Annotated in this window: 21 protein-coding genes; 12 read left to right on the top strand and 9 right to left on the bottom strand. The window is 54.2% G+C overall.

What is annotated here, in order from left to right; translation table 11 throughout:
* Nucleotides 1-2 precede the first annotated feature (2 nt).
* The 3 genes from dusB to EI185_RS00095 form a co-directional block, all read right to left on the bottom strand.
* Complete coding sequence (gene dusB / locus EI185_RS00105; protein WP_124703081.1) at nt 3-1,040, bottom strand: tRNA dihydrouridine synthase DusB; 1,038 nt, start codon at nt 1,038-1,040, stop codon at nt 3-5.
* Complete coding sequence (locus EI185_RS00100; protein WP_124703080.1) at nt 1,004-1,933, bottom strand: M48 family metallopeptidase; 930 nt, start codon at nt 1,931-1,933, stop codon at nt 1,004-1,006. The genes dusB and EI185_RS00100 overlap by 37 nt, the downstream gene beginning before the upstream one ends.
* A gap of 132 nt (nt 1,934-2,065) precedes the next feature.
* Nucleotides 2,066-2,845 carry an outer membrane lipoprotein-sorting protein gene (locus EI185_RS00095; protein ID WP_124703079.1) on the bottom strand — a complete coding sequence of 260 codons (780 nt, stop codon included), beginning with the start codon at nt 2,843-2,845 and terminating at the stop codon, nt 2,066-2,068.
* Nucleotides 2,846-2,890: 45 nt separating this feature from the next.
* On the opposite strand from EI185_RS00095, the gene EI185_RS00090 reads away from it, so the two are divergent.
* Both EI185_RS00090 and EI185_RS00085 read left to right on the top strand, forming a co-directional pair.
* Complete coding sequence (locus EI185_RS00090) at nt 2,891-3,637, top strand: ABC transporter ATP-binding protein (protein WP_124703078.1); 747 nt, start codon at nt 2,891-2,893, stop codon at nt 3,635-3,637.
* A 1-nt stretch (nt 3,638) separates the two neighbouring features.
* Entirely contained in the window at nt 3,639-5,240 is a 1,602-nt protein-coding gene (locus tag EI185_RS00085) for a DUF1302 family protein (RefSeq protein ID WP_124703077.1), read from the top strand.
* Nucleotides 5,241-5,267: 27 nt separating this feature from the next.
* Here the strand turns inward: EI185_RS00085 and EI185_RS00080 are convergent, their stop codons facing one another.
* The 3 genes from EI185_RS00080 to polA all read right to left on the bottom strand — a co-directional run bounded on the left by EI185_RS00080 (nt 5,268) and on the right by polA (nt 10,556).
* Nucleotides 5,268-6,479, bottom strand: a complete 1,212-nt coding sequence (locus EI185_RS00080) for an ABC transporter permease (protein ID WP_124703076.1) — start codon at nt 6,477-6,479, stop codon at nt 5,268-5,270.
* Nucleotides 6,480-6,491: 12 nt separating this feature from the next.
* Nucleotides 6,492-7,727, bottom strand: coding sequence for an ABC transporter permease (locus EI185_RS00075; RefSeq protein ID WP_223247575.1), 1,236 nt, complete (start codon nt 7,725-7,727; stop codon nt 6,492-6,494).
* A 99-nt stretch (nt 7,728-7,826) separates the two neighbouring features.
* Nucleotides 7,827-10,556: a DNA polymerase I gene (gene polA / locus EI185_RS00070; protein WP_124703075.1), complete on the bottom strand. Its 2,730-nt coding sequence runs from the start codon at nt 10,554-10,556 to the stop codon at nt 7,827-7,829.
* 11 nt (nt 10,557-10,567) lie between these two features.
* Here polA and EI185_RS00065 point away from each other — a divergent pair, with 11 nt between their 5' ends.
* From EI185_RS00065 to EI185_RS00050, 4 genes are read left to right on the top strand one after another with little or no spacing between them, the layout of a single operon-like run.
* Nucleotides 10,568-11,296 carry an LOG family protein gene (locus tag EI185_RS00065; RefSeq protein WP_124703074.1) on the top strand — a complete coding sequence of 243 codons (729 nt, stop codon included), beginning with the start codon at nt 10,568-10,570 and terminating at the stop codon, nt 11,294-11,296.
* 58 nt (nt 11,297-11,354) lie between these two features.
* The gene (locus tag EI185_RS00060) at nt 11,355-11,693 is read left to right on the top strand and encodes a DUF2782 domain-containing protein (protein ID WP_124703073.1); all 339 of its coding nucleotides are present in this window, start codon (nt 11,355-11,357) and stop codon (nt 11,691-11,693) included.
* A 55-nt stretch (nt 11,694-11,748) separates the two neighbouring features.
* Complete coding sequence (locus EI185_RS00055) at nt 11,749-12,699, top strand: homoserine kinase (RefSeq protein WP_124703072.1); 951 nt, start codon at nt 11,749-11,751, stop codon at nt 12,697-12,699.
* 25 nt (nt 12,700-12,724) lie between these two features.
* The gene (locus EI185_RS00050) at nt 12,725-13,453 is read left to right on the top strand and encodes a BPSS1780 family membrane protein (RefSeq protein ID WP_124703071.1); all 729 of its coding nucleotides are present in this window, start codon (nt 12,725-12,727) and stop codon (nt 13,451-13,453) included.
* Between the two features lie 116 nt (nt 13,454-13,569).
* On the opposite strand, the gene ccsB is transcribed toward EI185_RS00050, so the two are convergent.
* From ccsB to EI185_RS00035, 3 genes are all read right to left on the bottom strand, one after another.
* Nucleotides 13,570-14,712, bottom strand: coding sequence for a c-type cytochrome biogenesis protein CcsB (ccsB, locus tag EI185_RS00045; protein WP_124703070.1), 1,143 nt, complete (start codon nt 14,710-14,712; stop codon nt 13,570-13,572).
* Between the two features lie 4 nt (nt 14,713-14,716).
* Nucleotides 14,717-16,741, bottom strand: coding sequence for a cytochrome c biogenesis protein ResB (locus EI185_RS00040; protein ID WP_124703069.1), 2,025 nt, complete (start codon nt 16,739-16,741; stop codon nt 14,717-14,719).
* Nucleotides 16,742-16,825: 84 nt separating this feature from the next.
* Nucleotides 16,826-17,455, bottom strand: a complete 630-nt coding sequence (locus tag EI185_RS00035; protein ID WP_124703068.1) for a c-type cytochrome — start codon at nt 17,453-17,455, stop codon at nt 16,826-16,828.
* 89 nt (nt 17,456-17,544) lie between these two features.
* Between EI185_RS00035 and yihA the strand changes: the two genes are divergently transcribed.
* The 6 genes from yihA (at nt 17,545) to EI185_RS00005 (ending at nt 23,543) form a co-directional block, all read left to right on the top strand.
* The gene (yihA, locus tag EI185_RS00030) at nt 17,545-18,270 is read left to right on the top strand and encodes a ribosome biogenesis GTP-binding protein YihA/YsxC (RefSeq protein WP_124703067.1); all 726 of its coding nucleotides are present in this window, start codon (nt 17,545-17,547) and stop codon (nt 18,268-18,270) included.
* Nucleotides 18,271-18,331: 61 nt separating this feature from the next.
* Nucleotides 18,332-19,354, top strand: coding sequence for a porphobilinogen synthase (hemB, locus tag EI185_RS00025; RefSeq protein WP_262982366.1), 1,023 nt, complete (start codon nt 18,332-18,334; stop codon nt 19,352-19,354).
* A gap of 172 nt (nt 19,355-19,526) precedes the next feature.
* Nucleotides 19,527-20,312 (top strand): N-acyl amino acid synthase FeeM domain-containing protein, encoded by a 786-nt coding sequence (locus EI185_RS00020; RefSeq protein WP_189836213.1) that lies wholly within the window; start codon nt 19,527-19,529, stop codon nt 20,310-20,312.
* 36 nt (nt 20,313-20,348) lie between these two features.
* On the top strand, nt 20,349-21,236 hold the full coding sequence (locus EI185_RS00015) for a ThiF family adenylyltransferase (RefSeq protein WP_124703065.1): 888 nt from the start codon (nt 20,349-20,351) through the stop codon (nt 21,234-21,236).
* Nucleotides 21,237-21,246: 10 nt separating this feature from the next.
* The gene (locus EI185_RS00010) at nt 21,247-22,326 is read left to right on the top strand and encodes a nitroreductase family protein (RefSeq protein ID WP_223247574.1); all 1,080 of its coding nucleotides are present in this window, start codon (nt 21,247-21,249) and stop codon (nt 22,324-22,326) included.
* Nucleotides 22,327-22,703: 377 nt separating this feature from the next.
* Complete coding sequence (locus EI185_RS00005) at nt 22,704-23,543, top strand: PEP-CTERM sorting domain-containing protein (protein ID WP_124703064.1); 840 nt, start codon at nt 22,704-22,706, stop codon at nt 23,541-23,543.
* Nucleotides 23,544-23,979 lie beyond the last annotated feature (436 nt).

Below are 23,979 nucleotides of genomic sequence, written 5' to 3'. Positions count from 1 at the left end.
CATCATGCGGCAAGCGATGTTTCGTTAAAGTTGTTATTGTCGGGTTCTACGTAATCGAGGCGCTGTCCGCGTGCGCGGCACCGGTCGAAAAATTCGTTCACTGCAGCTTCCTGTTCGGCAACGTTCTGTAACTGGTTCATGGCGTGGCGAAAGGTGGCAGAGTCCTGCAGGCCTTTGGTGTACCAGGAGATATGTTTGCGGGCAATGCGTACTCCTGCATATTCGCCATAAAACCCGTAGAGATCGTGCAAATGATCGAGTAATACGTGGTGGATTTCATCGACTTCAGGTGCGGGCAAGTGCGAGCCGGTTTGCAGGAAGTATTCGATTTCGCGAAAAATCCACGGGCGACCCTGGGCGGCGCGGCCAATCATGACAGCATCCGCACCAGTGTAGTCGAGCACGAATTTCGCTTTTTCCGGTGTGGTGATATCACCGTTTGCGATGATGGGGATGTGTGCTGCGGCCTTGACTGCAGCAATGGTGTCGTACTCGGCATTGCCGGTGTAGCCGCAGGCACGGGTACGGCCATGCATCGCCAGCGCCTGGATGCCGCTGTTCTGTGCAATATTCAAAATGGTGAGCGCATTTTTGTGCTGCTTGTCCCAGCCGGTGCGTATTTTAAGTGTGACCGGCACATTGGGCACGGCATTGACAACCGCTTCCAGGATCCGCGCCACCAGCGGTTCGTCCTGCAGCAGCGCCGAGCCCGCCATCACGTTGCAGATTTTCTTGGCCGGGCAACCCATATTGATATCGATGATTTGCGCGCCGCGATCAACATTATGACGCGCTGCCTCTGCCATCATCGCGGGGTCGGCGCCGGCAATCTGTACCGAAATCGGGTCCACTTCGCCGTCATGGTTGGCGCGGCGCGCGGTCTTGGTCGAGCCATATAACAGCGAGTTGGAAGTTACCATCTCCGACACTGCCATACCCGCCCCCATCTGCTTGCACAGCTGGCGAAATGGCCGATCGGTCACGCCCGCCATGGGAGCGACTATCAGATTGTTCTTGAGGGTGTGCACACCAATGCGCATGTGAGGGCAGGAGTGAAGAAAAGGCTGCCTATTTTATACGCAATCCGCAGTCGCGGCAAAACTGTATGGCTAGTTTTTTTTGCCTGCAAATACAACGGCATTACTTTTTCTGCGTATTGCTGCAGATCACGCATGCGTGATTCCGGATTGGGGTGGGTACTCAGAAATTCCGGTGGGCGGCTGCCGCCGAGCCGGGTCATTTTTTGCCACACCGAGATGGCGGCGCGTGGATCATAGCCAGCGCGCGCCGCGAGTTCCACACCGATACGATCGGCTTCGGTTTCATGCGTGCGGCTATGCGGCAAACCGATGCCGAGTTGGTACAGCTGACTCCCTGCATTGACCGTGTTCTGGCCTGCGCCGGCCAGCGATGCGCCCAGCAATCCCAATTGCGCCAGCGTCTGCTCGGAAGCTTGCTCGCGCGCATGCTCGCGCAGCGCGTGAGCGATTTCATGTCCCATCACCGCAGCGATCTCATCATCGCTCAGTTTCAGTTTGTCGAGTATGCCGGTGTAGATGGCGATCTTTCCTCCGGGCATACACCACGCATTGACATCCGGCGAGCGGATGACGTTGACCTGCCAGTTCCATTTCAATGCATCCGGTCTGAACACAGCGGTCTGTGGGATCAGGCGGTCAACAATGCGCCGTACGCGCGCAGTTTGTGCCGGATCAGGATTCAGATCACCTTGTTTGGCTTCCTTGCCTATCAGGTCGGTATAAGCCAGGGATGCCTGTTGTTCGAGTTGCCGGCTGGAGACCAGCGGCGACATGATTTGTTTGCGATCTACGCCAATCGCGCCACCTTGCGTTGTATTAACGGTTTCACAGGAAGCGGTGAGCAGGGTGCTTGCTGTAATCAGGGTAATCAAGGCAAGACGTGATTGGGTCATTGTTTGTTCTCCTGAAACCATTTCGCGGATAGTTTGCGTATTTCCGTGCTTTGCAACAGACCTGATTTCAGTGTACCCCATAGAGCAAATGTCAATGGGCACTGAAGCTTGTTCTGAAGCCGGCTAAATGATTTATTGCAGTTTCTTGAGATAGTCTTTGTTAAAAACCTTGTCGGGCAGATCACGCAATTTCATGTTGCTGTAGTCCAGCACTGATGTGTCGCCGACCTTGAGCGCATCCTGTATGAGCATGCGAGCAGGTCGCGGTTTTCCCGCCATGGTTTCGAAGTTTTCGTACGTGCTGGTCTTCAGCAGACGGCCGGAGAGGGAATAGAATTCGGCTTTGCGCGGGCGATAGTTGGATTTGTTGACCCATAGCATGACTCGATGGTAGGTCACGCTTCGGTCCACGGCGTCCAGTTCGAGGACGTAGTACTCTTCACCGTCGAGTTTTTCGGTGCGCAGCAATTTGGAGTTGTAATCGCCTGAGAAATTGGCGCGTGCCAGATCGCCGTTGGCGACCTGGCCGGTCAGGCGTTGGGCCAGCCCAAGCCGAATGGGCTGGGAGACGTCGGGCATGAAGACCCAGAGGTCACGGCCTTTCATTAACATGATCTGCCCCCGTTCTGACGCCGGTTCTAGTATCATGACCACCGTATTCTCATTACCTTTGGAGAGAATCCGGTATTTTCGCTTTTCCGGTGTAACTCCGGGCGAAGAGCTGATGATATCGACGTCGACCTGGAAGCCTTGGGCTGGAAATCGTATCTCGTCGGATTTTTCCAGGATGCTGCGTGCAAGCGAGTCTGCCTTGGAATCAGAAGGCGACTCGGCAGCGATGGCGGTACTCGCCAAGGCCAGGAACAGGAAACTTGTTAAAAAACCGGCACGAAAAATGGAGGTCATGGACATGGTATTAATCCTTCAAACGATGCTGCCTTGTACGGATATGATGCGATGAGTCTGGTCCGGGTCGAAGGCGTAACCAAGGAATATTTACTCGGGGAGCAAAAGGTTATTGCGCTCGAAGATATCACACTCTCCATCGAGGAGGGGGTGTTTTTGGCCATTGCCGGGCCTTCCGGTAGTGGCAAAACGACGCTGTTAAATATCATTGGCTGTATAGACAACCCGACTCATGGCAAGGTTTTTATCGACGATGTCGAAGTGACCGGTCGCTCACCCAATCAGCTGGCTGACTTGCGTGCACGCACCACGGGATTTATCTTTCAAACCTTTAACCTGTTTCCGGTACTGACAGCCTGGGAAAATGTGGAATACCCGCTGCTTCAGCTCCCGGAAATCACTCGCGAAGAGCGGCATAAACGGGTCAAGAAGTTTCTGAATGTGGTTGGGCTGGAGCGCTACGGCAAGCATATGCCTAATCAGCTGAGCGGCGGACAACGCCAGAGAGTCGCGATTGCAAGGGCGCTGGTAATCAATCCGCGCATTGTTCTGGCTGACGAACCAACCGCCAACCTTGATAGCAAAACGGGTGAGAGCATTCTGAATCTGATGAAAGAGATCAACAGGCGTTACGGTACAACTTTCATTTTTTCTACCCATGATCGCCGTGTCATGTCGATGGCGGATCGTTTGATACGCATCGATGATGGTCATGTCACCATGCTTGGCATTAAAACTGACAAGAAATGGAACTCGGTTAGTACAAATTCCACAATGGCGAGTGAGCGAGAGGGATAGCATGATTTTACGTTGGGCAAGGGCGGTAGGGATGGTGGTGCTGGGTGCGCCTGTCCTGGCGGGCGCGTCTGGAACGGATGCCTTGAATATATCCGGCAAACAAGGCGCTTTCTTGCTGGCTGCCGGAAATTCTGAAATGCCGATATCCAGGGATGCGCTCTTCGATGCGCCTCCTGCGACGAGCAGCACAGATAAATCCGTTTCCAAAAAGGCGGCTGAGGCTGCGCCGGAATCAAAGGATTCATTGTTTGGTATCGATTCTGACTCGGATCCGGGCAGCAAGTCCGTGACCAAGGCGGAGAAAGGTGTGCCGGACAGCAAAGCATCGCTTTTCGATGATGCGGGGTTATCGTCAGGCAAGGATAAGGCGCCGTCGCGATGGCACGGGTTTGCCCAAACCGAGTTTGCCTACACTTATCCGCATCCTGCGCATTGGTCGAAAGTCATGGGGCGTTTTGAGCTTGGCACAGAGGGCAACCTGGGTCAGGGTATGCATTGGAAAGTCAGTGGACGCCTGGACTACAACGCAGTTTACGACCTCACCAATTACTATCAGGATGCAGTACGTGATGACCAGCGGTTCGGGCTCCAGTTTCGTGAAACCTATCTGGACTTTAGCGGAGGAGGCCTGGATTGGCGTGTAGGGCGTCAACAGATTGTGTGGGGAGAAATGGTGGGGGTATTCGTTGCCGACGTAGTCTCCGCCAAGGATTTACGCGAATTCATCCTGCCTGACTTCCAGGTGCTGCGCATCCCCCAATGGGCGGCTCGCGCCGAGTATTTCAAGAACGATTTTCATGCTGAGATGATCTGGATCCCCGTCCCCAGCTACGACAAGATCGGCAAGCCGAAAGACTTTAGTCAGCCCGGTGCCGGATCGGATTTCTATCCCTATCCGGCGACGCCTGCGGGTTACCCGGTTGCGTTCCGGGACGAAGTGTTGCCCGGAAATCGCTTAAGCAATACCAATTACGGCTTGCGGCTTAACCAGTTGACCAATGGCTGGGACATGTCGGGTTTCTTTTATAGCAGCATGGATAGCCAGCAAACCTTCTATCGTCAGTTGGTGACTGCACCCACGCCGTATTTCGTATACACACCCAGACATGACCGCATCTGGCAAACCGGTGGAACTCTGGCCAAGGATTTGGGCTCATTCGTGCTTAAGGCTGAAGCGGTGTATACCAGCGGACGCAGTTACAATACGCTGAGTCCTGCTGATATCAACGGTCTGGTGAAACAGAATACGCTCGACTGGATTGTTGGTCTGGATTTCAATCCTACTTCGAAGACCCGGATCAATACGCAGTTCTTCCAGCGTGTTTATTTCAATCACGATCCGAATATTGTTCCCGACCGGATTGAGAATGACGTCTCTCTGCTGGTCAATCATAAGCTTGGCCACAACTGGGAAGTGGAGGCGCTGGCGGTGCATAGCCTAAATCGTAGCGACTGGATGTTCCGACCGAAAATAACATGGGGGTTTGAACGCAACTGGCGTCTGGCATTCGGGCTGGATACCTTCGGCGGTCCGCCCACCGGCTTGTTCGGTCAGTACAACAAGCAGGATCGAGTCTATACGGAACTGCGCCGCGATTTTTAGCCGGGATTCCCGGTGCAGAGCGAAAACTTAAACGTTCTGGCGGAGTGCATCCACCACAGGTATGCGATGTACACGCGCTGCTGGTAGAAACGCTGCGATGAAGGTGGCAATCAGCCCCACTGCGAAAGCGCCTGCGACTACCGAGGGTACGACACGGATGTGAGCGGTGTAGCTCAGATCCGCGTTGGGGGGCGGTGGCATGGGAATGCCGATGGCAGAGATGATCAGCGCCAGGACGATGCCCAGCACCACGCCGAGAGTGGCTCCAGCCAGGCCGATAATCGTGTTCTCCGTGATGATCAGAGCGAATACTTTGCTACTGCGATTGCCCAGAGCCATCATGGTGCCGAATTCGCCCACACGCTCGTACACACTCATATTGACGCTATTGATCACGCTCAACAACACCATTAACAGGATGATGATGCGCAGCACGCCGAACTGCACGTCATACATCTTCACGGTCTTGGCGTAAAAGTCGTTCAACTCCAGCCAGGTTTTTGTTTCCAGGCCGGTTCCGGCAAATTTTCTGGACAAGACAGCGGTGATCGGTGCCGTGTCCCGGGTGTGCTTTAATGACACCACCAGCGTATTGACCCCATGTGTGGCCAGCAGATATTGGGCGGCTGACAGAGGGATGCGCACAGCACGTGCGTCATAATCCTTGGCTAAGGTCTGAAAGACCCCCACGACCTGGAAGTCGAGGCTGTTCAAAGCGCCGTCGGCGGTGTTCATCACCAGGGTTGCCCAGTCGCCAGGTTTGAGTTTCAGCGCGTGGGCCAGTCCGTAACCTACCATCATGCCTTGAGTATCTTTGTCCTCTAGCATTCGTCCAGCCGAGATTACCATACCGCTGCCAAGCCTCGCCTCTCGGGATGCCTCCACACCCTCCCCAACAATGGGCAGATCGGAACGGCCATTATTGAGCAGGCCGGCAAAATAGATTCTGCCCATCACATCCTCCACTCCTTTGATGGCAGAGATTTCCCGGCGTATCGGCTCGGGTTGTGCGATCAGATATTTCTCTGGGCTGCGGGCGCCATGTTCGAAATATCCGGTGCGCGAAAGTTGTATGTGGCCGGATTGAGAATGGATAAGAGCTTCACCTAGCTGAGTGAAGATATCCTGGACGAAACCGCCGCTCAGGATCAGGCCTACTACGCCGGCGATGATTGCCAATAGCGTCATGCCGGTTCGGGCTTTGTGGCGCAGGACATTGCGCAGGGCGAGTTTCCACATACCTGGAGTTCCTCAGCGATTGTGGCGCAGCGCGTCGACAATGACCAGTTGCGATGCACGCCAGGCCGGATAGATGCTGGCGATGAGGGTGGTCGTTAGGGCCAGCAACAAGGCCTGCCAGATAATCGTGGGCGTGATCATGATTGCGGCGATGAACCCGCGCGACATGCCTGGCGCTGGCGGCATGGGAATGCCGATTGCCGAGATGGTGTGGGCCGCCAGATAACCGAGTATTACGCCGCAAGCGCCCCCAATCGCACCCAACAGCGATCCTTCCATCAGGAACAGGCCTAGGATGCGCTGACGTCTGACACCCAAGGCCATCGCCGTGCCAATCTCGACTGTGCGCTCCAATACGCTCATGGTCATGGTATTGCTGATGCTGAGTATGATGATCAGAGCGATGATGGACTTGACTACACTCATCTGGCGGGAAAACAGCGCGACGGTTTTGTTATAGAAGTCTGCAAGTTTCGTCCAAGGCACGATTTCGTAACCCTTTAGTGCCGGGTCTGTTTTCAGTTGTTTCATGGCTTCATCAGTCATTTCCGTGTGTTGCAGAGACACGACCCATAGATGAGAACCCTTGGTACGCAGCAATGTACGCGCCATTTCGATCGGCACACGCAGCATGGTGTCGTCGTATTCCTTCATTGAAGTTGACGACAAACCGCGTACATGTCCTTCCACTGCATTGATGCCACCCGATGCCGTGTTGGCCAGCAACACCACTGTATCGCCGGTTTTTACCCCCAGATTGGCGGCCAGTCCGGTTCCCATCAGGATACCCTTCGGGTCATTTGCATTGAGTCCTTGCCCGTCCATGATGGCCAGATTGCGAGCCGATGGATCCTTGGTTGGGTCAATGCCCTCGCCAATGAAGGAGATGGTGTTTTCGCCATGACTTATCAGGCCGTTGAAAGCCAGGCGAGGCGTCACCGACTTTACACCGTGAATGTGTTCGAGAACATTCAATGCGGGGGCGTTTTCCGGAAGCAGAAAGGCCCAAGGGTTTGCCTGGCCTTCTTCGTGATACCCCGGTTTACTCACTTGTATGTGGCCGAGCTGGTTAACGCTGGTCAGTTCACGGTTTGCCCAGAAAATCCATTCGATGTAGCCTGAAGATAGCATCATGGCGATCACGCCAAAGCCGATGGCAACAACAGCGATGAAGCTGCGCCGGCGCTGACGCAGGATATTGCGCAGCGCAAGGCGGAAATCGACAGCTAGAGTATTGACGATCGACAAGTTGTTAAATAGTAGGCCGCAAAAAAGTTTGCTGGGTAAGCATACTCGACATCATTTGCATCATCAAACCCTTGCGGCACTATGGTGTGTTCTTGGGGATCAATGCGCGGCTTCCCAGTTTAATCCAACACCCAGTCCGATTTTAAGCGGCACTGCCAGCTTGGTCACGTCGCACATCAAACCGGGTAACGCACCGCGTACGCGTTCCAGTTCAACATCCGGCACTTCCAGCACCAGTTCGTCGTGTACCTGCATGATCAGACGGCTGTGCAGGCGCTCGCGTTCCAGCCAGCCCTGCACGGCGATCATGGCGAGCTTGATGAGGTCGGCCGCGGTGCCTTGCATGGGGGCGTTGATGGCGGCGCGCTCGGCGCCGTCGCGCCGCTGTTTGTTGGCGCTGCGGATTTCCGGCAGCCACAGCCGGCGCCCGAATACGGTTTCCACATAGCCCTGTTCGCGCGCCTGTTCGCGCGTGCGTTGCATGTAGTCGGCGACGCCGGGATAGCGGGCGAAGTAGCGGTCAATATAGGACTGCGCCGCCGCGCGGTCGATGCCCAGCTGGCTGGCCAGGCCAAAAGCGGACATGCCGTAGATCAGCCCGAAGTTGATGGTCTTGGCGACGCGGCGCTGTTCCGGGCCAATCTCCTGCTGGGGCATGCCGAAGATTTCGGCGGCAGTGGCGCTGTGGATGTCGGCGTCCTCGGCGAAGGCCTTGAGCAGGCTGGCATCATTGGAGAGGTGCGCCATGATGCGCAGTTCGATTTGCGAGTAGTCGGCGGAAACAATGTGGCTGCCCGGCGGCGCGATGAAGGCCTCGCGGATACGCCGGCCTTCGGCGGTTTTTACCGGAATGTTCTGCAGGTTGGGGTCGGAGCTGGACAGCCGCCCGGTTACCGCCACCGCTTGCGAATAGCTGGTATGCACGCGTCCGGTGGCGGGGTTGACCATGCGCGGCAGCTTGTCGGTATAGGTGGACTTGAGCTTGGCCAGGCCGCGGTATTCCAGCAACAGCTTGGGTAGCGGGTAATCCAGGGCGAGCTGGGTGAGCACGTCCTCGTCGGTGGAAGGTACGCCTCCCGGGGTTTTCTTGATTATCGGCAAGCCCAGCTGGGTGAACAGGATTTCCTGAATCTGCTTGGGCGAGTTGAGGTTGAACGGCTGGCCGGCGGTCGTGTGCGCCTGCTGTTCCAGTGCCAGCATTTTTTGTCCGAGTTCGCGGCTTTGCGCGTCGAGTAATTTAACATCGAGCAGTACGCCGTTGCGCTCGATTTTCCAGAGTATCGATAACACGGGTATTTCCAGCTGGCGGTATACATAGTCCAGCCTGGCGTCAGCGGCGATTCGCGGGTACATGGATTGATGGAGCTGGAGTGTGACGTCGGCATCCTCGGCGGCGTATTCGGCGGCGCGCGCCACGTCTACCTGCTCAAAGCCGATTTGTCCGGCACCCTTGCCGGCGACTTCGGCATAGGTGATGGTGGTTACCCCCAGGTGGCGCAAGGCAAGACTATCCATGTTGCGCGACTGGTGCGATTCCACCACGTAGGACTGCAGCAGGGTGTCGTGTGCCACCCCGGCCAGTTGAATGCCGTGGTTGGCAAGTACGTGCATGTCGTATTTGAGGTTCTGGCCGAGTTTGGCGCGGGTGGCATCTTCCAGCCAGGGCTTGAGTTGCGCCAGCACGCTGTCGCGGTCCAACTGCTGAGGCGCATCCGGCCCGACGTGCGCCAGCGGCAGGTAGGCTGCAGAGTGCGGCTCGATGGCGAAAGACATACCCACAATGCGCGCCTGGAGTGGGTCGAGGCTGGTGGTTTCGGTATCCACGCATACCAGCGCGGCGGCCATCAGCCTGGTCAGCCAGGCATCAAGCTGTGCCTGGGTGAGCAGGGTGTCGTAATGATGCGGCGCGGGCGTTGCGGGCAGCGCGTCGCTGGCGAACATGTCTGTTATGGTGGGAGCCGCGGAAGGGGAGGGCGCGCCATTGTCGAGGTCGCGCAGCCAGCTCTTGAATTCATAGTGGGTGTAGAGCGCACCAAGTGCGGCTTTGTCTGGCGCATCCATTAACAGCTCATGTATATCCACGGGCAAAGGGACATCGGTGCGGATGGTGATCAGCTTGCGGCCGGTGGGTAGCCAGTCCAGCGCGCGACGCAGGTTGTCGCCCACGGCACCTTTCACTTGCCCGGCGTGGGTGATGAGATTGTCCAGCGTGCCGTATTCGGTGAGCCATTTCACCGCGGTTTTGGGACCGACTTTTTCCACCCCCGGCACATTGTCCACCGCGTCGCCCACCAGCGTCAGGTAGTCCACAATGCGTGCCGGAGGAATACCGAACTTGATCAGCACCGCAGCTTCATCCAGGGTTTCGTTGGTCATGGTATTGATCAGAGTGACGTGGTTGTTGACCAGTTGCGCCATGTCCTTGTCGCCGGTAGATACGATGCTGTGCATGCCCTCGGCTTCGGCCATTTTGACCAATGTGCCGATCACATCGTCGGCCTCGACGCCGTCTATCATCAACAGCGGCCAGCCCATGGCACGGATGGCGTTGTGCAGCGGTTCGATCTGGCGTGCCAGATCGTCTGGCATGGATGGCCGGTGCGCTTTATACTCGGGATACCAGTCGTCGCGGAAGGTTTTGCCTTTGGCGTCAAATACGCAGGCACTATAATCGGCGGCGATATCTTTTTTCAACCGGCGCAGCATGTTGAGCACGCCGTAAATGGCGCTGGTGGGTTCACCGGCACTGTTGCGCATATCCGGCAGCGCGTGAAATGCCCGATACAGATACGACGATCCATCCACCAACAGCAGCTTTTTTGTCACCACGATACCCCAAAATGCTTAAAGAAAAATTGCCTCTGCCCGCCGATCCGGAACTTGCTGCCCATGCAGGCTATAACGCACGCGAATCCTGGCGCATGTTCGAGATTATGTCAGAGTTTGTATCGGCTACCGAACGTCTGGGCGAGATCCGTCCGGCGGTGAGTATGTTCGGCAGTGCCCGCACACCTGCCGACCATCCTTACTATGGACTCACCGAGCGCATCGCACGGCAACTGTCGGATGCTGGTTTTTCGGTCATCTCGGGCGGTGGCCCCGGTATTATGGAAGCTGCCAACAAGGGCGCCTATTTTGGCAAATCACCGAGTGTGGGTTTGAACATTCAACTCCCGCACGAGCAGCATGACAACCCTTATCAGGATATCTCGCAGAGCTTCACGCATTTTTTTGCGCGCAAGGTGATGTTCGTCAAGTTTGCCTCGGCATACGTGGTGATGCCCGGCGGTTTTGGCACCATGGATGAATTAATGGAAGCGCTTACCCTGGTACAGACAGGGAAAACCCGCAAAATCCCCATCATACTGGTTCATGAGCCCTTCTGGCGCGGGTTGCTGGACTGGTTCAGGGTCACGTTGGTAAACGAGGGCATGATAGGTGCGGAGGATATGGATTTGATCAAGGTGATTGATCAGCCCGAAGAAGTGGTGCGGGCAATTTTTGACCATTATGAGAAACGCGGTTTTGAGCCTTCGGCGCGGGAACGTGAAATTCAACTTTATTTGTAGGGTGGCGTTGCAGGCTCTGCTAAAATCAAAACAATCGTATAAACATAAGGACGCCACCATGCGCCGTCTCATTGCCGCCTTGCTAATCATACTGCCCATTGCTGCTGCAGCAGCGGATCGCCCGAATAACCTGCAGCCTTTGCCGGATGCGCCACCCCCACCGCCGCCGCCAGGGTTGACCAATGACGCCAATGCGCCTCAGATAACCATCAAGAAACGCGGTCAGGAGAAAGTCGAAGAATACCGTGTGCACGGCAAGCTCTATATGATCAAGGTCACGCCGGCCGTGGGCAAACCTTATTATCTGGTTGACCAGTTGGGCGACGGCACCTTTGCACGTCAGGAAGGCCTGGGTTCAAACATCCATCCACCGATGTGGGTGGTACACGAGTGGTAGTCCCGGCGTTCTAATTTCTGGCCGCGAATTTGCGGCCACGGTCATCTTAGTAACCATGTCTGTATTTACTACCGTTACCCCCGACGAAGCCAGTACCTGGCTTGGCCAGTATGCTATCGGCACGCTGGTCGAACTCAACGGTATTTCTTCGGGGATCGAAAATACCAATTACTTCCTCACCACCACGCATGGCCGTTATGTATTGACGCTGTTCGAAAAGCTGACGCATGATGAGCTGCCGTATTTTCTCAATCTCATGGATCACCTGGCGCGGCATGGCGTGCCGTGCCCGCAACCGGTGGCAACCATCGCCGACAGCCTGCTGACCAGCCTGAACGGCAAGCCGGCCAGTATCGTATCGTGTCTGTCGGGCAAGTCATTGGAAACGCCGGGCATCGCGCATTGCGCTCAGGTGGGTGAAACCCTGGCCGATATTCATTTGGCGGGCAAGACTTTCCCTTTCCAGCGTGACAATCCGCGGGGTGCTGCATGGTGGAAGGTGACGGCACAGCAGCTTATGCCGTTTCTGGATGCCGACTCGGCGCAGGTGTTGCTCGACGAGGTGCGTTTTCAGGCGTTGCACCGTTTGCAGGATCTGCCACGTGGTGTGGTGCATGCAGACCTGTTTCGCGATAACGTGCTGTTCGACGGCGAACGCCTGAGCGGGGTGATCGATTTTTATTTTTCCTGCCAGGATGTATGGCTCTACGATGTGGCGATTTCCGTCAATGACTGGTGTGTGAGCGATGAGGGCGGGCTGGATGAGGAACGCATGCTGGCATTACTGAGTGCGTATCATGCTGTGCGGCCATTTACCCCGATCGAGCGGGGTGCCTGGCCGGTAATGCTGCGTGCTGCGGCGCTGCGTTTCTGGGTGTCGCGATTGTATGACTTGCACTTTCCGCGCCCCGGCGAACTTACCCATGCCAAAGATCCGGTGCATTTTGAACGTATTCTGCGTCAGCGCGTAACCGCTCAGTCGCAGCTGCAACGTGTCTGGGTTTGATTTCCGGTTTCAACAGGTAAATACCATGCAAACCATCCCCGAATTTCGTCGCGTACCTGCCGGTCACGGCTGGTTATGGATCAAACAGGCGTTTGGTCTGTTCAAGCAGAGCCCGCTGATCTGGATAGCGCTATCGGTCAGTATTTTTTTAGTGGCAGGTTTGCTGGGGATTATCCCGCGCATCGGCAGCGTGGTATTTCAACTTATCTCACCGGCATTCACCGCGGGGCTGATGCTTGGATGCAAGGCGATGGAATCAGGTGAGGAACTGGAAATAGCGCACCTGTTCGCCGGTTTTAAATCACATGGTGCGCAACTGGTGACTGTAGGCGGAATTTACCTGGTGGGCTTGATCCTGATTGCCGGCGTCATGACGGCGCTAGGCGGCGGAGCATTGGTTACCATGATGTTACAAGGGCACCCGGAGGCCGGCAATGTCGTTACGCCGGAAATGCTCGGCAGCGGTACCGGCCTGGCCGTATTGGTGGCGCTGGCCTTGTTGATACCATTGTTGATGGCATATTGGTTTGCACCCACACTGGTGGTGTTTCGCAACATGGGCGCAGTCGATGCGATGAAGCTCAGCATGCGCGCGGCGTGGGCAAACATGATCCCTTTTCTGGTTTATGGGATGATCGTATTTGTTCTGTTCGTTGTGGCGGCCATACCGCTGATGCTCGGTTTCCTGATCATGCTTCCTCTGGCATTCATCACTTATTACACTAGCTACAAAGATGTATTTGACGTGACTTGATGAGCTTAGCAGTCAATTAAAAAAGGCACCTCGTAACCAGCGAGGTGCCTTTTTTATCCATGCATCGATACAGTCATGTCACGATGCGTTTCCCCGGCAGGCGGGATGCCGTGCGATTAGAGTGTGCCGTAGGAATGCAAGCCGGACAGGAACATATTCACGCCCAGAAAGGCGAACAGGGTTACGAACAGGCCGACCACTGCCCACCAGGCCAGCATCGGGCCGCGCAAACCCTTCACCAGGCGGATATGCAGCCACGCAGCGTAGTTGAGCCAGACAATGAGCGCCCAGGTTTCCTTGGGATCCCAGGACCAGTATCCGCCCCAGGCTTCCGCCGCCCACAGCGAGCCGAGAATCGTGGCAATCGTGAAGAAGCCAAAACCTACGGCGATGGATTTGTACATGACATCATCAAGCACTTCCAGTTTCGGCAGACGCGAGGCGAGTATGCCTTTGGAAGCCAGCAGATACGCAATGCCCACCATCGCGGCAAGTGAAAACGAACCATAGCCGATGAAGTTGGCCGGGACATGGATTTTCATCCAGTAGGATTGCAGCGCCGGTACCAGGGGTTGAATTTCCTGAGCCTGGCGATCAAATGCATACCACAGCAAAAAACCTACCGCGGCACTGATCACGGGCAACACGAAAGCGCCCATTTGACGGTTGTTATAGAGACGTTCGTAATGCAGATACAGTAATGAGGTGATGATGGAAAACAGGATGAAAACTTCGTACAGGTTGGAAATGGGAATGTGGCCTACATCAGGGCTGATCAGATAGGATTCATACCACCGCACCATCAAGCCGATCAGCCCCATCAGGATGGCGGCCCAGGTCAGTCCGCTGCCTACCTTGGCGGCGAATTCCGAGCGCGTGGCCAGGCTGAGCCAGTAGCTTAAAGTTGCCATGATGAACAGGGCGCTCATCCACATGATGGCGGACTGGCTGGCAAACAGATACTTCAGGAAAAATGCCTGATTGCCACGCGCCAGATCGCCGTGATAATTCGAGATGGCGAACATGCTCAACACGGCTACCCCAATCATCAGGGGGCGAATGGGTTTCCAGTTCCAGCCGAGTATGGAAAAAACCCCGACTGCGGCCAGCAAAATGCTTTTATCGTAGACATTCATGTAGCTGCTATACAGGCTCAATGCGTAGCCGGCGCCGCCGATGAGAAAAGCGGCAAACAGCCAATCGAACCACGATAGGCGCTTGAAAAACGATTCCTGCGGAGCGGTTTGGGTCAGTTCCATGGCTTCAGTCCTTCACGATTGCGGAAATGCGCTGCTTATGGCGCTCAAACTCATTTTCAAAATCCAGGGTTTTGCGGTTGCTTGACATGGCAAACAATACTTGCCCGGGTTTGACGAGTAGCCACAGTCTTCGTTCCCGGATAAAGAACATGGCGAATATGCCCAGTACCAGTAATCCAGAGCCCCCGAAAACAATATTCTCGCCGGGGGAGCGTGTCAACTGCAAACCGCTGGCATTCACCTGGTCATATTCAGCCAGTTGCAAATAAACAGGCGCGCCATAAAAAAAGATATCACTGATGCTATTGAGCGAATCGCGAATAAACCAGCCGGTATCCTCGTCAGCTTTGGGTGCCGGGGCGCCCGCTTTCTGCTCTGCCATGATATAGGCTTCAAATGAAGATAATTCAAGGATTTTCAGATAGGTTTGTGCAGCACGATCACGCTCGGCTGCAGGGATGTGTTTTTCTATAAAATCCGACAATGCCTGGTAGCCACCCTTGCCAAACAGGTCGAGTACTTTGGTTGTGCTATCGGCCAATTTGGTACGTACATCGACTGGAACATTCCCTCCCTGAATAGCACTGGCAGCAAAACGGCGTGCAATTTCAGCGTGTGTAGATGGGTCCAGCAGCATTCCGCGTAGACGCATGAAACCATCCAGGCGCCGATCCTGATCCAGAGGAAAGCGGATATAGTGAAGCGGGTCACCGGGGTTGTTACGCACGCCCGAGAGCATGTACCAGCGTTTGTCGACCAATAAGGGCAGCATGTAATTGCTGTATTCGTGTGCCTGACCCTGCGCATCGCGCACCTTGTACTGGAAGCTGGGTCCGACATTATGCAGGTTGGATTTGTCGCCCACAGCATTGCCCACCATCACGCTGCGCGCATCTTTATTCCGTTGCTCCGCGGAAGGCAATTGACCGGTGTTTTCGATATTGAAGGGACGAAAATCGGTGAATTCCAATGTGTATTGCTGATTATCGGCAGTGATTTTGGTTTTGCTGTTGACCACACCATTCACATCGAACGGCTTGCTGCTGGCCGAGAATAGATTCCAGCCATTCATTTTCAGTTTGGTGCCGCCATCGCCAAAGCTGGCCTGGAAGATCGCAACGCCATCATAAATGAGGGGGTGGTTGACCGTTAGCGTGTGCTCCAGTATCTGCTTGCCGGTGGCATTGTCGAGAATGGCGATGTCGCTGGCAAACATTTTCGGTTGCCCGGTGCTGTAATGCTCAATGTGGAATTTTTTCAATGCAATGGTGAAGGGCAGATCCTGCACCATGTAGCCATCGCCGATATTGAGAAATACCACGTCGGCGCTGGCGCCCTCCGGGATGGTGACGTTGCCGCGAAACGACAGGCTGTTCGGCGCCAGGCGGCTAATGGCGGGTACCTGGCTCTCGGGGATGTCGCGGGTTTCGATGCGTTTCAGCCCGAAGGTCTGTTCAATCTTGAGCGGAATATTGCTGTCGATCAGGGCGCCCAGGCAGATAATAACGATAGCTGAATGGGTAAAAATATATCCGAGCCGGTTAACGCTGCCCACCTTGGCTGCCAACAAGGTGCCTGCGCCATTATCCAATGCGCGCTGTTTGTAACGATAACCTTGTTCCGTCAGGTATTGGATCAAAGCCTCAAGATGGGTGCCGTGCGTAGTAAATTCTGCATGATGCTGAAAGTGGCGTAATGAATTTTCGCTGGCCAGTTCACGATAGCTGCGCATTTCACGCAGCATGCTGGGCATATTGCGGTAGATGCAGGTACTGGTGGATGCGACCAGGAAAGCCAGTATGGTCACAAACCAGGTGGTGCGATAAACGTCATAGAGTCCCAGCCATTTGAATACGGTAAACCAGTATTGACCAAATTGAAGCACGTAATTCAGATACGGCTCGTTTTGCTTGAGCACCGTCCCGATAATTGAAGCAATGGCCAGCACCGTCAGCAAACTGATGGCAAAGCGCATCGAACTCATCAGTTCGTATACTGATTTTGAGAATGTGGCGGAGGATTTACTCATGGCGTGCCTGGAAAAATAAGGGGTGACTCGCGCCACCCCCTATTGATTGCTTATATGCCGGCAGGTTCCGGCAGGCAGGGTAATTTAATGCAGACCGGAAATATATTCAGCAACGGCCTTCATTTCCTGATCGGTCAATTTTGCAGCAATGACGCGCATCATTTTGCCGCCGTCGTTGGCGCGGTCGCCATTCCAGAAGTTGTGTAATTGCGCCAGAACGTACTCACTGTGCTGGCTAGCCAGGCGTGGGAATTGTACGGGAATGCCCGCGCCCGTAGGGCCGTGGCAGGCTGCGCAGGCGGGTACGCCGCTACCGGCATTGCCGCCCTTGAATATTTTCTCGCCTTCCAGAGCCAGTTCCTTGTTTTTGGCGCTACCTGGTTTGGGTGTCTGTGCAGAGAAGTAGGCACCCAGGTTTTTCATGTCGTCCGGGGTCAGGTTGTTGGAGGTAACAATGCCCTGCATGATCGGACTTTTGCGTGCGCCGGACTTAAAGTCCATCAATTGCTTGGTGATATACTCTGCTCCTTGGCCAGCCAGATTCGGGTTGGCCGGCGATGTGCTGTTGCCGTCTGCACCGTGGCAGGCTGCGCAAACCGATGTCACCAGCTGTTGAGCTTTGGCTGGGTCACCTTTGGTGGTGGCGACTTCAGCTTGAGCCGGGGAGAGGGCAGTGAACGCGGCAAGCGCCGCAAGCGCCATGGTGTATTTCATTTTAGTGAGTTCCTCTTACCGTAACATTCTAAAAAGCTAATATTTTAGCTGCGTTTTGGTTTCGACGCCAGTTCCCGGAATACCTATACATGAATCTATTTCAGCATGCAGAGTTTTACACAACGGTAAATCATTTACGTGACTTGCCTCCTGAAAGCGCCATTGAGGTGGCTTTTGCCGGGCGCTCAAATGCCGGTAAATCCAGCGCAATCAATACGTTGGCTAACCGGACTCGATTGGCTTTCGTCAGCAAAACCCCCGGACGAACACAACACATCAATTATTTCAGCCTGGGGCAGAATCGTTTTTTGGTAGATTTGCCCGGCTACGGCTATGCCAAAGTGCCGGGAGCCATTAAAGATCATTGGCGTGAGTTGCTGGCGCAATATCTGGCACAGCGTGAGCAGCTTGCGGGCTTGATCCTGATTATGGATTCTCGTCATCCGATGACCGACCTGGATCGGCAGATGCTGGAATGGTTTTTGCCCACCGGCAAGCCGGTGCATTGCTTGCTGACCAAAAGTGACAAATTGAATCGCAGTGATTCCTCGAGTACTTTACGCTTTGTGAGCAAGGAACTTGCAGCCTTGTCGCCGCTCTACACAGCGCAGTTGTTTTCAAGCCCCAAGCGTCTGGGCATGGATGAAGCAGGAGAGGTATTTGCCAGATGGCTCGGTATTGACACAAAAATAGCGGGCATAAAAGAGCCCCGGTTAAAGGGGAGTAAAACCGGGGCCAAAAAAGCCTCAACTGGTGTCGAGGCGCCCGCTCAGGGAGGAGAAGCGGGAGACGGCAGCGAGCCGTCTGCAAAGTAAGATGGCTCGTTAATAAAGAAGTTCATTTTTTTTTAAATTCTTTATCAAATAATTGATTAATATGATTATTAATATAGGAAGTAAGTATCCGCAGACGCGGATGCGGCGCATGCGCCGAGACGATTTCTCACGTCGACTAATGCGTGAAAACCGGCTCTCCGTGGATGACCTGATCTACCCGGTTTTTGTGCTGGATGGCGCGGGCCGAAGCGAGGCTATCAGTTCGATGCCGGGGGTGAACAGGATTTCTCTGGATATTCTGCTGGAGGTCGCTGCGCAGTGCGTCAGCCTGGGTATCCCGGCAATTGCCCTGTTCCCGGTAATCGAACCTGGATTGAAAACCTTGGGCGCGGAGGAGGCGTTTAATCCTGACGGTCTGGTGCCGCGCACCGTGCGCGCACTCAAGCAAAGATTCCCCGGATTGGGCGTCATTACCGACATCGCGCTTGATCCCTATACCAGCCATGGGCAGGACGGCCTGATTGATGTCCAGGGTTATGTGATGAATGATGTGACGATCAATGTGCTGGTACAACAAGCGTTGACTCATGCCGAAGCCGGCGCCGACGTGGTGGCGCCATCAGACATGATGGATGGCCGTGTGGGCGCCATACGCCAGTCGCTGGATGCAGCAGGCTGTATCCACACGCGGATTCTGGCGTATGCGGCCAAATATGCCTCCAGTTTTTATGGGCCATTCCGCGACGCAGTGGGGTCCACAGCCAATCTGGGTGCGGGCAGCAAGGAAACCTACCAGATGGATCCCGCCAACAGCGATGAGGCGCTGCGTGAAGTGACGCAGGACATAGCAGAAGGCGCAGATATGGTCATGGTCAAGCCTGGCATGCCATATCTGGATATCGTGCGGCGGGTAAAAGATACCTTTGGTGTACCAACCTTCGCTTATCAGGTGAGCGGCGAATATGCCATGCTCAAGGCCGCTGCCGCCAATGGCTGGTTGGATGAAAAGAAATGTGTATTGGAATCTCTGCTATGCTTCAAGCGTGCCGGGGCAGACGGTATCCTTACTTATTTTGCTCTGGATGCGGCAGAGTGGCTAAATCAGGCTCAATTAAATAAATAGAAGAAACTTATGGGCTATGTACAGGTCGGGTCGGCGCTGAACAATCTGCAACTTCTGTTCCTTAAGATTTGTTTTTTTCTAAACTGTCTGCTGTTTTATCCGTTAAATTCAATAAGCATCTGTAATTAATCGGTGTCTCGTTAATTTAGTAGTGGGTCTCACAGGTAGTAAAATGATGACTATTCAACGCAGAAAACCGGCAGACGAGTGGTCCAAGACCATTGTGGAGTTTCAATCTCCCCATAAACTGAGGGAAATGTGTATTCCGCAAAGCGGTGACCAGGTCAGCGCCAAAAATATCACGGTCGACCAGCAGAAATTCAAGATTCGGCTTGCCACGAGCGATGACCGAGTGCAGTCGGCCAGCCTGCTTATCCATAAGATGTATTCTTGGCGTGGTTATGATGCCGCCACAATCAACCGCGATCCCAACCGAGTTACACTGCTTGCCTTTGATCAGGACGCCATCGTAGGTACACTGACGCTGGGGCTGGACTCATCCGTTGGTTTGCAGGTTGACGACCTCTACAAAGCGGAGATTGACGCGTTGCGCGCGGACGGGCGCAAGGTGTGTGAGCTCACCAAGCTCGCGGTTGACGAAAGCGTGAAATCCAAGCAGGTGCTAGCCGCACTATTCCATATTGCTTACATTTATGGACGCAATATTCACAATGGGACGGACTTTGTTATTGAGGTCAACCCGCGCCATGTTCTGTTTTACAAGAGAATGTTGGGCTTCAATCACTTCGGCCCGGAGCGGCATTGCGAACGTGTGAGCGCGCCAGCCGTACTGCTGCGATTGGAGCTTGAGTATAGCGAGCGCGAGATTGCACGGCTCGGCGGTCTTGGAAAAAATGCAGTGAACGAGAAGTCGCTTTACCCCTATTTTTTTTCCAAGCAAGACGAACTTGGTATCACGGCGCGCCTGCAGCGCGGAGAGAACAACCCCGGCGCCTGACAATAATGGTTATGGCGCCCACATGATCGAAATCTTATGCCGGTTTTTTCATACGATGAGGCTTTTTCGCGCAATATCGGTTGGGTAACGCTCGAGGAACAATCGCTCCTGCGGGGCAAGCGCGTGGCCATCGCAGGCTTGGGAGGCGTCGGCGGCTCGCATCTGCTCACCTTGGTTCGGCTCGGTATCGGCGCCTTTAACATTGCAGACTTCGATACCTTTGACCTTCCCAACTTCAACCGCCAGGCAGGCGCCTCCATGTCGGCTCTGGGCGAGACCAAAGTGGAGGTGATGGTGGCTTTGGCCAGGGATATTAACCCCGATCTGGACATCAAAATCTTTCCCAAGGGCGTTGACTCAGATAATTTGGCGGATTTTTTTACTGGGGTCGATCTCTACCTGGATGGCTTGGATTTCTTTGCCTTCGATGCTAGAAGAGCTGTCTTCACTGCGTGCACCCGGTTCGATATTCCCGCCATCACTGCTGCGCCCTTGGGTATGGGGGTCGCGCTGCTGAATTTTCTGCCCGGCGGTATGACGTTCGAGGAATATTTCCGTCTGGAGGGGTGTGACGAAGGCGAGCAGGCGCTACGCTTCCTGCTCGGCTTGTCTCCGGCGATGCTGCAGATGGGATATCTCGTTGACCCGTCGCGGGTCGATCTGGCCGAGCATCGAGGCCCCTCCACGGTAATGGCGTGCCAATTGTGCGCCGGCTTTGCGGCAACTGAAGCATTGAAAATCCTGCTTAAGCGAGGCAAAGTACAAGCTGCGCCTTACGGCGTACACTTTGACGCCTATCGCAACAAACTGGCCCATACTTGGCGTCCGGGGGGCAATCTCAATCCGCTGCAGCGCCTTGCCCTCACGATTGCCAGGAAACGCTTGGCGGCTAAAGCCGCGACTAAATTCACCCCAAATCAGTAGGAGCGGTGCCTTGCCAGGAGTCGCAGAACAGATTCTCGATCTCGCCCGCTGGGCGCCCTCCGGCGACAACACCCAGCCATGGCGCTTTGAAATCATCGACGACCGCCATCTGGTCGTTCACGCTTTCGATACCCGTAACCATTGCGTCTATGACCTGGATGGTCACCCCAGCCAGATTGCCTTGGGCGCGCTTCTGGAAACCATCGCCATAGCCGCCAGTGCGCATGGGCTGCGGGCCGAATTCAGTCGCCGCCCTGATTCTCCAGATACGCACCCCGACTATTCTGTGGAGCTGATCTCTGACAGCCATTTGATGCCTGATCCATTGTTGGCACATATCAAACAGCGTTCCGTACAGCGTCGGCGCATGCGTACTACCCCTCTGATCGAATCGCAAAAACAGGCCTTGCAAAACGCTGTCGGTAATGTTTACACTATTCGCTGGTTCGAGGGAGGAGCGCAACGCTGGCAGCTGGCCAAACTGATGTTTGACAATGCCAAGCTCAGGCTTACCTTGCCAGAAGCCTATCCCGTCCACCGCGACATCATCGAATGGAAAACTCGTTTTAGCGAAGACAAAGTACCCGACCAGGCCCTCGGGCTGGATGCCATGACCCTTAAACTGATGCGCTGGGCCATGACTAGTTGGCAGCGTGTCGAATTCCTTAACACTTATTTGGCTGGGCATCTGGTTCCACGGATTGAAATGGATCTATTGCCCGGTGTGTTCTGTGCCGCACACTTTGCCATTCTGGCTAACAAAGCGCCTGAGACGATAGGTGATTATGTGGCTGCAGGCCGGGCAGTTCAGCGTTTCTGGCTCACTGCCACCAGTTTGGGAATAGGGTTGCAGCCAGAATTAACCCCTTTGATTTTCTCTCGTTATGTGCGCGAGGAAAGGCAATTTTCACAATCTGCTGGGGCTTGGATACAGGCGAAAACACTGGCGGGACGACTGAAGACAGTGTTGGAGGATGACACGCCCCGGACGGTGTTCATCGGACGAATCGGGCATGGCGCCTCCCCTTGGGCGCGCTCTTTGCGCAAGAGTGTGTCGTCCCTCCAGCAGCCTTTAGAGAAACTGCCTTAATAAACTTTTAATTTGTTCTTCCAAGCGTGCCTTACTCCACAGTTTGGACGCTATGCATGCAGCGGTTTTTAACTAAGCCATGCGTGTTCCATTCATGCGAATTCTTTGCAACTATATGTTTTATTATTCTTTAATAAACAAATTTCGGGCTACACCTCATTTTTCTGGTGCACCGGGAGGAGCTTACTGTCATGGACGGGCTAGGGTTGATGGAAGTTGTCGGAGTTTCTTACAAAATCTCTATTGGAAACTGGGATAATAATATTTAATATTTAATATTCAATATGTTGAGTTTGTTGGCATGCTGTGTGCTTTATTACGAACAGCAAACGTAGCAACAGTGAATTTTAGAATTATCAATTTAAGGAGTCCTCGAAATGACACGCAACCGCCTTGCAGCACTAATTAGCACCGCCGTCGCTGTAACTGCATTTTCTTCGTTCGCATCGGCAACCCAAATCACAAACTGGAACCTTGATCTGACCGGGCAAGGGGGTGGTAACACCACAGGTATTAGCAATCTAGCCTTCAATGGAGAGAGTTTTGTCCAAAATACTGGGGCGGGGCCCGTCTATAGCTTTAATGATCTCGGCGTATTTAACATTAACCAATATAACGGTGGCTTAAGTCTTAAACTAAACGGCGGAGAACTGACGGCTGTATTCAAGGGTACAGGCACTACCAACCTCACCACCGGCGCATTTACTTTTAACGCAGGTGGTAGCTTGGATTTTTATTATCAAGCTCTGGGTAGCGCGAATTACGGGACCACCGCTGCGAATTATTATGGGGCAGGTGACGGCACCCACATTGCTACATTTACCCAATTGGCAGGGTACGGTGGTGCGATCAACCCAGATGGGACACCAGCTGCAAATGGCGTGGTCACGGCGGGATTTACGCTAACAAATGAACCAATTGCTGGTATCTGGAAATATCTGGGTGTGGATCTTCCACTTTACTTGACGCTTGGTTTCGTTACAACCAATGCGAGTCAGGATAACTCTGCAAATAGCGGAACCTATACTATTGACCCGAATTTGGTCTTGGCACTGAGTGGTGCGGCAGGAACAACAAATAATGCTCCTTCACACTTCTTCGTTAATAACGGCGGCCAGTTCAAACTGGAAACCGTGCCAGAACCTGCTACGCTTGCCTTGCTAGGGATTGGCCTGCTGGGTATGGGCGTTGGTGGTATGCGTCGTCGGAAAGCATAATCTCGGGAAATCTACAAACGGGAACAGCTATCCAATAGTTGTCCTTTCCAGAATAAAAGCCCCGACCACTTGGTCGGGGCTTTTGTTTTTTTGGATCTCTCCAGATTTCTAATGAATTTGCAATGCGCCGAAAAAATGTATCGATGGATGGATTTCCGCTACAACAGGAATAACGGTGAAGCGGAGCTTTCGAAGTACACAATGACCGGTTTCGCATCAATTAGTCGCTCCCGATAGATATTACATTACATCGCCTTGCATGGCTGAATGGCGCGCAGTCCGTCCCCAGTCAAGCTCAGCAAGTCTTTTCCCGATGTCCTTGAAACTCAATATGGAGGCGGATGTAGTGGTCTAATTTACACAGACACTCCGATAGGTGGATCATTCACCTATGGAGAAACCTGGATGGGCAAGCAACGTCGGTAATTTGATGCTG

Origin of the sequence: Sulfuriferula multivorans (assembly GCF_003851125.1) — a bacterium.
Classification (GTDB): domain Bacteria; phylum Pseudomonadota; class Gammaproteobacteria; order Burkholderiales; family Sulfuriferulaceae; genus Sulfuriferula; species Sulfuriferula multivorans.
The sequence above is the reverse complement of the archived record's forward strand: the minus strand, read 5'-3'. Positions and strand labels throughout refer to the sequence as shown.